This window comes from Paenibacillus sp. CB74 (assembly GCF_055687625.1).
On sequence record NZ_JBVMUS010000002.1, the window covers coordinates 178,439 to 188,890 of the forward strand.

12 protein-coding genes and 1 tRNA gene are annotated in these 10,452 nt (G+C 39.0%); 3 read left to right on the forward strand and 10 right to left on the reverse strand.

What is annotated here, in order from left to right; genetic code table 11:
* Nucleotides 1–340: 340 nt before the first annotated feature.
* The 8 genes from ACX9NY_RS31140 to ACX9NY_RS31175 form a co-directional block, all read right to left on the reverse strand.
* Complete coding sequence (locus ACX9NY_RS31140; RefSeq protein ID WP_472480196.1) at nucleotides 341–970, reverse strand: hypothetical protein; 630 nt, start codon at nucleotides 968–970, stop codon at nucleotides 341–343.
* Between the two features lie 131 nt (nucleotides 971–1,101).
* Nucleotides 1,102–2,016 carry a S8 family peptidase gene (locus ACX9NY_RS31145; protein WP_472480198.1) on the reverse strand — a complete coding sequence of 305 codons (915 nt, stop codon included), beginning with the start codon at nucleotides 2,014–2,016 and terminating at the stop codon, nucleotides 1,102–1,104.
* 183 nt (nucleotides 2,017–2,199) lie between these two features.
* Entirely contained in the window at nucleotides 2,200–2,403 is a 204-nt protein-coding gene (locus tag ACX9NY_RS31150) for a hypothetical protein (protein WP_472480200.1), read from the reverse strand.
* 32 nt (nucleotides 2,404–2,435) lie between these two features.
* Nucleotides 2,436–2,672, reverse strand: coding sequence for a glutaredoxin family protein (locus ACX9NY_RS31155; RefSeq protein WP_472480202.1), 237 nt, complete (start codon nucleotides 2,670–2,672; stop codon nucleotides 2,436–2,438).
* Nucleotides 2,673–2,704: 32 nt separating this feature from the next.
* Nucleotides 2,705–2,775, reverse strand: a tRNA-Cys gene (locus tag ACX9NY_RS31160).
* Nucleotides 2,776–2,847: 72 nt separating this feature from the next.
* Entirely contained in the window at nucleotides 2,848–3,714 is an 867-nt protein-coding gene (locus tag ACX9NY_RS31165; protein WP_472480204.1) for a S8 family serine peptidase, read from the reverse strand.
* Nucleotides 3,715–3,844: 130 nt separating this feature from the next.
* The gene (locus tag ACX9NY_RS31170; RefSeq protein WP_472480206.1) at nucleotides 3,845–4,132 is read right to left on the reverse strand and encodes a helix-turn-helix domain-containing protein; all 288 of its coding nucleotides are present in this window, start codon (nucleotides 4,130–4,132) and stop codon (nucleotides 3,845–3,847) included.
* Nucleotides 4,110–4,649, reverse strand: coding sequence for a sigma-70 family RNA polymerase sigma factor (locus ACX9NY_RS31175; RefSeq protein ID WP_472480208.1), 540 nt, complete (start codon nucleotides 4,647–4,649; stop codon nucleotides 4,110–4,112). The genes ACX9NY_RS31170 and ACX9NY_RS31175 overlap by 23 nt, the downstream gene beginning before the upstream one ends.
* Nucleotides 4,650–5,197: 548 nt before the next feature.
* On the opposite strand from ACX9NY_RS31175, the gene ACX9NY_RS31180 reads away from it, so the two are divergent.
* Both ACX9NY_RS31180 and ACX9NY_RS31185 read left to right on the forward strand, forming a co-directional pair.
* Nucleotides 5,198–5,758 (forward strand): zinc-ribbon domain-containing protein, encoded by a 561-nt coding sequence (locus ACX9NY_RS31180; protein ID WP_472480210.1) that lies wholly within the window; start codon nucleotides 5,198–5,200, stop codon nucleotides 5,756–5,758.
* 160 nt (nucleotides 5,759–5,918) lie between these two features.
* On the forward strand, nucleotides 5,919–6,449 hold the full coding sequence (locus ACX9NY_RS31185) for a hypothetical protein (protein ID WP_472480212.1): 531 nt from the start codon (nucleotides 5,919–5,921) through the stop codon (nucleotides 6,447–6,449).
* A 309-nt stretch (nucleotides 6,450–6,758) separates the two neighbouring features.
* Here the strand turns inward: ACX9NY_RS31185 and ACX9NY_RS31190 are convergent, their stop codons facing one another.
* The gene (locus ACX9NY_RS31190; protein ID WP_472480214.1) at nucleotides 6,759–7,358 is read right to left on the reverse strand and encodes a hypothetical protein; all 600 of its coding nucleotides are present in this window, start codon (nucleotides 7,356–7,358) and stop codon (nucleotides 6,759–6,761) included.
* Nucleotides 7,359–7,611: 253 nt separating this feature from the next.
* Between ACX9NY_RS31190 and ACX9NY_RS31195 the strand changes: the two genes are divergently transcribed.
* Nucleotides 7,612–9,720, forward strand: a complete 2,109-nt coding sequence (locus tag ACX9NY_RS31195) for a hypothetical protein (protein WP_472480216.1) — start codon at nucleotides 7,612–7,614, stop codon at nucleotides 9,718–9,720.
* A 344-nt stretch (nucleotides 9,721–10,064) separates the two neighbouring features.
* On the opposite strand, the gene ACX9NY_RS31200 is transcribed toward ACX9NY_RS31195, so the two are convergent.
* Nucleotides 10,065–10,448 (reverse strand): hypothetical protein, encoded by a 384-nt coding sequence (locus ACX9NY_RS31200; protein WP_472480218.1) that lies wholly within the window; start codon nucleotides 10,446–10,448, stop codon nucleotides 10,065–10,067.
* Between the last annotated feature and the right edge of the window lie 4 nt (nucleotides 10,449–10,452).

Sequence of the window (10,452 nt, forward strand, 5' to 3'; positions counted from 1 at the left end):
ACGCTTTATATCTGGTGCAACCTTCATTGTTACGGTAGCCTTGTTTTGTATTGATGGCTTATTTATTCACTATGGTCAATTTCTTGACGGTATTGGGATTAAATCAACGTTCATTCTCCCGCCCATAGGGTTATTGGCCGTTTATTTCGCACAAAAGAAAGATCATACTAAGACAGATACCACACTTATCATACTCAATATATTTGCGCTATTACTATTCCCGCTGTATATGTTTTTCGGAACCTTGATCCTTGGTCCATAAACCAAAATAAAATGACCGAACCCTGTATGAGGATTCGGTCATTTTGCTAATCACTTGTAATGAGTTTCTTCATTTCTCTTAAGAACACGCGCCGGCCACTTGTGCAGCAACAAAGTAGGCTCTAACGATCCCAGCTGCAAAACCAGATACACCTCTCAAGCAGTCCAGCACGTTCCAATCACACTGACAGTCGAAATACCCGTTTGCTTCATAACACTTATCATGGTTCATGCAGCAACGGTCCGTTGCATCAACCGGGGCGCTTGGACCACTACATCCAGGGCCACACCAGTTACCATGAATAAAGCAATTATCTTGTGGTGTAACCGTGTCTTCCTGCGTAGCTGACTCAACAACCTCGGCTTCGTTAATCAGTTGCACAGTCCCATTAACAATCTCGTATTGCTTCTCTTTCCCTTCATCAACAATGACACCGATCACTTGCTCAATGTTCTCCGGATGCTCAACATGTGTAAAGTTGCTGTACCAAACATATGCCGTATCCCCAAGCTCGATTTCAGTAACTGTTCCACCTTGTTCGGCCGTTTGTAGTTGTACCGCTTTCGTGATGTTAAACTGGGATTCAGCGATGAATCCTTCCTTGGTGAAATAATCTACCATGGTTTGCACACTTGGATTTACTTTCAAGCTGTTTGCCAAGAATTCTTTCTCCACTTTGCTCAATTCACGTTTATAATTTGTACTCATCCTTAATTCCTCCAGTATAGTTGAATTAGTGGATTAAACTCTGCAGTAATTTAATCCAAGGTTGCTGCCAGGTCTTGACTGGTCAGCGTCCTTATATCTAATAAAGTGTCTCTATATGCACCTTTCACAACCTATTGGAGATTTAATATTTTCAACTTTCCATAATCATCTGTATTTTGCTGAAGGGCCTCATATAGTTCGGATTCCGACATCTCTCTTGATGTGAGCAGCTCAAACTTGTTGATTAATAGAGCAGCAGCTCCTGCAACATGAGGTGCTGCCATTGAAGTCCCAGACATTTCAGCATAACGCGATTTTGGAATTGTCGATAACACACCAACCCCAGGTGCGTATAAATCGATCTGATCGTTTGAGTTTGAAAATGGGGCCAATAAGCGATCCAAATCCACTGCACCGACCTGTACGACTTCCTCGTAGTAACCCGGGTACATAAACTCATCCGTGTCTAAATCATTGTCTCCTGAATTACCTGAAGCACAAATGACCAGAATATCCTTCTTAATGGCACGCATTATAGCTTCATACAGCCCCCTATGGTCCTTACTGCCTCCTAATGACATGGTAATTATGCGTACCCTTCGGCCAGTGTCCCCTCTCCACTGTACAGCGTAGTCAATCGCCCTAATCAGATAATCATATGTCCCCTCACCGCTCTCAGAAATAGCCTTAAGAATCAGCAGTTTGGCATCAGGTGCTACTCCAACAATACCTTCATTATTAAGAGAACCAGCGATAATACCAGCAACGTGAGTACCATGGAACAGTGTGTCTCCGTAATTACTAACGTCCCCTCCATAATCAGAAGTGAAGTTTCTTCCTGCAATAATGTTGTTCATAAGGTCCGGATGATCCATCTGACATCCCGTATCAATAACTGCAACGACAACATCTTTCCCCGTAAAACCTTGCTTCCAATAATTAAGCGCCCCCACCATTTTTACACCATGTGGAATTTCATCACTTTCCTCATAAATTGAAGCAATAGCATTTGGAATTAGAACTATTTCCTTAGCGCCATCTTTCACAATAAATCACTCCTTTTAAATGCATGGGGATCAAGTGCATAAGAATCCCTCTAGAATAAAAAGTGAAAACAAAAACAAAAAAACAACCTTGATTAGGTTGCTTTGATAGACTCTCTTTCATATTCAGACAGGAATTTCATTCTTACTGGGGGGCCTCAGGGAGGGAAAGAAAATAAGTCCTTATCAATCCGAGTGAGCTTCTTTACTAGCGATTGAACTTTGTTGGATATTTAGATCTTTAATCGTTAAAATAAGTTGATTCACGGACTGATCTAATCTATCTAGTTTTTCTCCTAATGTCTGTAAGATATAACGTAGAAGGATAACACATAACGATACTGGAAATCCTACGTTTGCTATCAATGAAATGATCTCCTCTGCATTCATACATATCCCCCTTTCAAAGAGGTAAGAAAGAATTACAGAAGCATTCCACTAAGCGTTTTCACGTTAAAACCAGTAACCGCGTTCTCTGTGCCATCTTCATTCTTGATGATGGTGTGGGGAACACCTTTAATCGTCTCAAGCAGATTCGGATCGCTGATCTCTGTTACATCCGTTTCTTTGTAATCAATAACGTTTTCCTTTAGCCATTCTTTCATTCTGAGGCAATGCACACAACTCGACTTCGTATACACAGTAATTTCCTTTTTCATCAATCTTCCTCCATTCTATTTGTGGTTTTTCAAGGGGATACCCGGAATCGAACCGGGGATAAAGGTTTTGCAGACCTTTGCCTTACCACTTGGCGATACCCCCATAACTGCTTGTACTATAATAAGAAAGTGATGCGAAAGAAGGATTTAACAACCCTATAAACAAACTCTTTTGCTATGTGAAAGAAAGCTTTTGTATATTGGGTTCTATCGTAACTGTATTTCGCTTCAGTTCGATTAACAGCTCACCTGTTGTAAAAGGTTTCCTATTCTCAGATTTAAGTGTTTGTAACAGTAGAGCAGCTGCACCTGCTACGTGAGCAGTGGCAACTGCCGGACCAGATACGAACATACATCGCCCTAGTTCAGAGGTGTATAGGAATTGATCTACTGCGTAAATGTCTGCATAACTGTTTAGGTTGCCGGTATATGAAGTACCCCCCTCATCAATTGCCCCAACCGACACAATCTCAGCATAATCAAGATGATTTCCGGAAGCATCTGCACGTGTCAGCATCCCCATGGAGGCAACAACCAGAATATGGTGTGATGTTGCTAATTTAATTGCGCTGTGGAGCATAGGATCGTGCTCAGATCCTCTTAAAGACATCGTCAATATCCCTACACGCTCCCCGCCATGGCCTCTCCAATAGATTGCATAAAATATTGCCCTAATGACATCATTGTTAGATGCAGTTCCCTGACCATTCGTCACCTTTAGAACCAGTAACTTAGCAAGTGGGGCAATGCCAATGACCCCATTGCACATTGGAGATTCTGTGATATGTGCAAAATCATGATTCGGTGTAACCGTATAATCCGATGGCTCCTCTCCAGACACAAAGTTCATGCCGCCAATAATCCGTTCGTTCAATTCCGGATTGTTAATCTGACAGCTGCCATCGATGATAGCAACAACGCTCCCATTCCCCTTAATATCTTTTCTCCACAACTTCTCAGCATTAATAGAACTAAGGACTTCTGATCCTTCCTTACCTCCACAGCTAGATCTTTGAAGACTAGAAGAAACACTCTCCAACATATAACCACCTCCGATATGATGTTGATAGAACAGATGACCGTTGGCAAAGAATCAAATGGAGAAATACCGTTTAGGTTGGCTAAACGGCTAATTGTTAAGTATCTAATATGCTGTTAATCAGATCCATAACTCAATTTGGCTGGAGAAGCATATCTTCATCCTCTTTGGTTTGAATGAACTCCCATAAACCAGGAACGGTTTCCAAATCATATTTGTAGACCGCTTCAATGATCTTTAGATGAATTTCCTGCTTCAGATCATTCCGATCCTGCTGGGTTGTTTGATAGAGTGATTTCTGCAACTTTGGATTGAACTTGACGATAATTGACTCCATAGCATTTTTATCATTCTCTCTAGCTTGTATTAGCAAGGTCATTAAACAATCCATATAGATATCAGTCCTTTTGTTGGGATGCATACTCCCTTATTTTTTTTAGCGCTTTTGTTCGAAGTTTAGAAACGGCCTGTTGGGACACTTTATTGTTAAGGGCAATTTGAGTATCAGACATCTCCATCAGATATGCTTGCAGTAGCACCTCTTTTTCCCTTTTTGTTAATCGTTGAACTGCTTTGAACAGAACCGGATTTGAGAACATCTCTTCTATCTCTGTCGATTTCACTTCTGGTCCGTTTACAAATCCGCCTAGTAGACTTGAGTTATCATTTTCATCTAGGATCAATGCTGACCTGAAATTCACTCGTCTAACCCGCTTGTCGAAATCTATAGATGCAAACCGAATTAATGAAAGGATGTACGCGGTAAATCTGATCTCAAAATAGAACTTACGGAATTCCTCATCGAGTTTCTTCTTAGCAGTGATTGTTGGATCGTTTATGTATTCGAAAAGCAGCCTCTTGTGATTTTCATCGCCAATAAATTCCTTTAGAATTACGTTCTTCTTAAACTTTTCTAGTAATTTACTTAAATTATCCATAGAGCGCCTCCCTACAGTTATATATATATAAAGTGATGTTAGAAGGTTGAATAACAACCTCAATGGGAACTTATGTTCCTATTATATTACGAACAGACATATAAAAAAACCCTTCCAGTGAAGGAAGGGCTTGTCAATTAACTGCAATTTTCAGGGTTAAAGTTACACGAACAAATTTTAACTCCAACAGCTTGGAAACACTCGTTTTCTATCTTTTTCAAATGATGTGCATACTTTTCACACAGTTTCTGATAAAATATCATGTCGTCAGGTTCCCTTGATTCTAGAATTTTGTTACTAAGTTTTAGTAGTTCTATTTTTAATGAATGATGCCTGGTTCGCCATTGAATTAGATTGTCCATTCTTATTCCTCCTCACTAAGCCTATTAAATAAAGTGAAGTGAAAGGGAAATAAAACAACCAAATCCTTGGCTAAGTTTTTAAATCAGTTAGTTATTGAAACTTGCATGAATTCGATTCTCACATCTGGCAGTTAAAAAGTTATAATGAGATGAAGTTTAGATCCTGAACATCATGGAGTGATATTAATGCTAGAATACCTGGATAGAAGATCACTACTCGAAACCCATCATCAATTAGTTACCGATTGGAACTTCAGCAAAACAAAAAACTTTACTCCGGAAGACGTTTCAGCAGATTCACACCGGCGAGTTTGGTGGGTTTGTGAGCTCGGGCATGAAGAATTCAATCCAGTTAAAGTTAGAGTACGAACTAAAGGCTGTGCCCAATGTGCACGGATCAAAAGAGAAAAAGATCTTCTTCTAAAAGAACTTGAACGAGAGAAAAACCGGAAACGACGTTTTGGCACAATCCAAGACCTTAAAAATAATCCCTCATTGAGTATGAGAGAAATCTTCCACTTGGCTGATGATTTTGAATTTAACTTGGATCTTGAGGAGCTCTTAACCCCCGTCGACCATTCCTTTGAAAAGAGAATGTATCTCTGCCTGATGCGCCATAGAATTAACACCATCGAACAGTTGATGGATATCAGTTACATGGAATTATGCCAGATAAGGTTATTTGGGACGGCTTCACAGAATAGATTATACCAACTATTAAACGAGAGATTCTGGGTCGAAAATTAATATGCTATCGAATCTCTATTTAGTATGGCTGCTCTATCAAACCCAATCACCTCAACTTCAGGTTAACAGCTGACTAGAGAATTTTGAGTAATATATTAATGAAGTACACTGAATTTACGAATATCACCCCGCATGTGAGTCAGGAGGCTAGTAGCAAGCTATGATCGATGAGAGCACTTTTAGGAATAGAAAAAATAATGAGCTTGAACGAAAAAACTTAAATGAGAACCCATACCATTGTAAACTACTCGATAGATTATCAGATGGGACTCAAGTGTATAGCCTTGGTTCTTGGTTACATAAATGCTCAGTCGTTCTATCAAGAGAGCATGGTTTATGGCATTTAAGTGTCTCAGGGAAAAAAAGAAAGCCAAGTCCTCGGCAATTGTTCATCGCGAAAGCTGAATTATTACCTTTAGATGTTGAAATGATTGAAAAGGACGGTCTAGGGCTTGACCCATTTTGTGTACATCTATTCCAAGTAGAGGCTACTCTCCATAATGCTATTGATTGGCTTGAGAAAAGGGGCTACCAGCGTGAATTCGATTTTGAGAACGATTCAAAAAATGGATGGAGTAAAGGAACATGTTTTGTGGTGTATTCACTTTTGCCAAATGATCAAAAAACGTTAAGTTTACGTGATTTTAAAGCTGCCGTAATCGATATTGAAAAACAGAGTGCTTCATCATAATAAATTGAAGAAACACTCTGTTTAAATCTCCTCTTCCTCTGATACGAATATTTCATTCTCTCGTAAAGTTCATCCTTGGAGAGGTTGTATATGGATAGATCATTAACCGGACCGTACTTCCTATCCCCTGGTCCATTACTCCTTAACGATATACTGAAGCTTCTTCATCCTCGTGTACCGGATACCGATAATACTTACACCGTGTACGTATTAAGAGTATGGTGTACTGTTCACACCTCTTTGATCAGCCAAGATATGTTATGGCATAAACTTCAGAATAAACTAATAATTCTTAGCATCTTATTTTTTCTATTTATTGCTTAATCTCCATTCAATTGTACCCACTTCACTAACTGCATCAAGTCTACATGTGAATCCATGCTTGTTATAGAAGTGTTCCGATCGTTCTATATGATCCCAGTCAACCGTTTTGATACTTCCTGTGATGAGTGTAATTTTTAGCTCGTTTACGAGTTTCTTAATAGCCTCCATCGCAATAGAGCCATAACCTCGGTTAACTCGCTCTCCTTCTATCTTGAAGTCATTTATATGCATCTTATTTTGCTCTGGTTTGATTCTTAGAAATACATTGGAGTACGGTGCTTGCACGCCATTTTTAGTAATGACCATAATTCTAAGCTGAATATGCTCTTCCTCCGTACTACTGTTGAAAAGTTGGAAAACTAGTACCTCTTCGTTGTATCGATTCGTTGCTTGATGAATTAACTTGTGCCCAGTATTATTTATTTTACTTATTTGATATTCCACTTCATACGTCAAATCCTCCATTCGCTGAAGGGGTTCATTGTATGTAGGTAGCTCCAAATTTACAATTGGATCATTCTCATCAAAAATATTACTGATAACCTCAGTGATTCGCGCTGCTTGATCTTTGTCCTCGGTAGACATATGGTTACCCTCCTTAATTAATAATACCTTTGTTCAACTTCATAATACGTCGAGTAATGAACTTTTACTAGGATGCATATGCCAACTAAAAAAAACCTTGCAATTTTGTTAACTGAAATCGATTGTGATAGGTTTTAAATAACCTTTACCACCAGATCTGGTTTCACATTATAGACCTCTTCTCTTCAGTAAGGGCCAAACTAATCAATATAAGGTAAGCCGGCTTTATGGCATACATAATAGGAGGTATATCATGATTGATGAGCCAATTCGAGGGCTTGAATCCATTGTTCGTGCCCTTGAAATATGGGTTGATATTACAGGGGTTGATCCGAATACAAAGAGTTGGGCTACCACGAATGAATGGGAGATAAGACATATCAATGAGGAACTAAAAGAATCACTCAAACTGGACCCTTCCAAGATTACAACGATGATGATGTTAGATTATTTTGTTCGTGATTACCTCACAAACAGGACTTTCAGTGTACTGTCAATCTTAGAAGAATATGATGTCTTAACCGATTATCTTCAGAAAAGTCGAGAATTACTGAATATTCTAAAATCTGAAGAAGTCACAGAAGCAAAGCAAACATTCAAGGACAGTGTCATCGCCTCGTTGCAACATTATGGAGTCACTAATGAAGAAACCTTTTCTCTCGCTAGTGACTTACATGCGCTAGGTTTCCTAAGGCGAGATGCATTACGTTCTATTGAGTCGTTAGAATGCCATCAGTTCCTTCAAGGAGAGTCAGATGATACGCATCCCGTATACTTCGATATGGTTTATGAGTTCTGGAATATCAACAGTCTAATCAGATCGATGACCCAAATCCCTAAATCCGGTATCACCCTAAATCTGATACGCGACCCACATGAGACATCTTCTTTCTTTGTCTTTGGCATCCGAAATGGTGGGACAGTGAGCATTCTGACTGACCGTGATAAAGAAGCATATCCTCTAGCTAAATTTAAGCAGCGTAGACCCGATAGAAACCTTGCAGAAAGAAAGTGGAGGCATCATTTTCCTTATGATTTAATGGGCCTAGAGTTCTCTGAAGGGGGGCGTTCAGCTTATGTTATTCATAAAGAGTCTCATGCTGTTGCTCCTTACCAGTCTACCTCTCATCCAATGAAAAGAATTTCTGAACTGCACCCTGATGAAATAATATGGATCTCTATGATGTTCAGCCAAATTCACATAAAATTCTGGATGGATAATTTCAAAACAAAAGAACTATCTTACACAGGTGATATGTTGAAAAATCAGGATGTGTTGATTTCGGCTGCTAGAGACTTACCTGTCATGATAGATAATTATCAAGTACTCCATTCGTCTCCCCTAACAAATCAGGATTTAACCTACGACAGTAAATTTAAAGTGGATTGGGGTGGAGGGGATTCCGATCAGAACCGCTGGATGGAAGAGCGGTACCAACATAAACTGGATGATCCTGGCTTATTTAATCTTATGGATGATAACACTGAATCCACGCTACTTTATACGGTCAATAAAGAGGAAGAAGTATCAAATATATTAGGTAGAAGAATATTAAAGGGGAAACACAATATTAGTGTGATTGGTAATATGAAAATATTAAAAGTGCTAAAATCCACATTGGATGATCTACCATTCTGGGACAGAGATAAATTAAATAAGACGATTCCTTCGCTCCAAGCAATGGATTCAACCCATTTTGGGACAGCCGATGAAGTTATTGCAAACCAACGATGGTCTGCAAGATACAACAAAGCAAAGTTGATCGAACAAGCCGCCTTGGAAGAGTATCATGAACGCGAAGCTGAAATAAAAGCATGGTTTGCAAATGCTATAACTAATAATATCGATTTTTTACTAACTGCAATAGCCAATGGAAAACTTGCAGTTTCTGAATTTGACTCAGCAAACAATAGACGGAGCATTTTAAGTCTTTTTTCAAAGTTTGGAGATAACAAGTATAGTAGTCGAATGAATTCTTCGTGTTTAAAGGATTTGGAGATACATGGTACTAAAGAAAAGTTTCCATCCAAGTACTTATGTCCTATTAACGGCCGCCAAGCAACAATATTTGCAAAATTCACACCTAAAGACGCTAATGATTTAGCATTAATGTGTGGATGTAAACTATTCGAATTACCTGATATTCTTCAGTTCTGGAGGATGAATATATATTCCTCACGTAATTCTTGGTCCACTCGTGTAGACCCTATGGAATCGGAAATTACAAATCCTTGGGCAAAAATAAACTTTGATGTGCTCTTTCACCTAAGCAAATCTGGATATATTCAACTTTGCAAACAACACGGTCAGACTCCGCATCGATTCTGGATTGAAGAAGAGAGAAAATACAAAGAGGATTGAGATTATATTCCTAAGTGGAATAAAAATATTTACGAAACGTTAAGGAGAGATGACATTCGTGAGTGCTAGTACAAACATACCAACGTGGGTTATGCCCAGTTGGATGGAGAAATACGCAGACAAGTATGTGCCAGACAAAACTACAAGTGAATGACATATGAATGATCATAAAAGCAATGTCCATGTAAACGCACCTTTAGCCATGTGCATAGTAGCAACAAAATGCCAGGTTGAAGTACTAGTCAAACTCTACAATGATGGTATCCTACAGTAAATATCCTGGCATGTTCATAAGATAGTCGATAGCGCCCAACGTAAGCACCGTGGCGCTATCGATATACGAATCATGATAAAAAAACCTTAAACCCCTCCTTCCATAGATCCACTATTTCTACAAAATGACTATACAGCTCTCGATCATGTTTTTTAGCTTTTTCAAGAATCTTATGTTCTTCTATAAAACGCAAACAACATTCGGGTTCAGGTAGAGCATCCAACCAGTTTATATGGTGCACTTTTAACTCATCCAACTCCGGAAAGCTAGACCACTCAGGGCAGATTCTAATCCATATGTCTTCCACCTCATTGGCCAATATAAAGTACTTTAATTGTGCACGAACATAGGCTGAATATTCTGTATTCTCATAATCATAATTTTCATCAACAGTAAGCCGAACGTCTTCTTGGTTTCTATTTACGGTATAATTTCTAATTGCTTCAATATTCACGATT